The sequence below is a fragment of the Rhodosalinus sp. K401 genome, from assembly GCF_041365735.1.
Taxonomy (GTDB): Bacteria; Pseudomonadota; Alphaproteobacteria; order Rhodobacterales; family Rhodobacteraceae; genus Rhodosalinus.
The window spans coordinates 1-436 of the sequence record NZ_JBGFSI010000057.1 but is presented as its reverse complement, the minus strand read 5'-3'; the positions used below and the strand labels follow the sequence as shown (position 1 = coordinate 436).

Here is a 436-nt window from a genome sequence, read left to right as displayed (position 1 = left end):
TGACCTTGAGCTTCGCCCCGGAGCGGATCGAGCAATGGCCGCTGGCCCGGCTCCATCCCTATGCCCGCAATGCCAAGCAGCATGACGCGGACCAGGTCGCGAAGATCGCCGCCAGCATGGCCGAGTTCGGCTGGACCGTGCCGTGCCTCGTGGGCGAGGACGGCGAGCTGATCGCGGGCCACGGACGCGTCCTGGCCGCCACCCAGCTCGGGCTGACCGAGGCGCCAGTGATCGTGCTGGGGCACCTGACCGAGGCGCAGCGGCGGGCCTATCGGATCGCGGATAACCGGCTGGCTGAAAGTCCATGGGACGAGGCGCTGCTGTCGGCGGAACTGAACGACCTGCTGGCGGAAGACTTCGAGCTGTCGCTGGTCGGCTTCTCCGACGGCGAACTCGACAAGCTGCTGGCCTACGTCGCGGAAGACGACGGGGACGA

At 68.6% G+C, this 436-nt stretch carries 1 protein-coding gene; it reads left to right on the top strand.

The genetic code is table 11. The features are described 5' to 3' along the window. Window positions 1-5 precede the first annotated feature (5 nt). The coding region (locus AB6A66_RS17515; protein ID WP_371056906.1) for a ParB/Srx family N-terminal domain-containing protein at window positions 6-436 on the top strand (431 nt) is incomplete at its 3' end.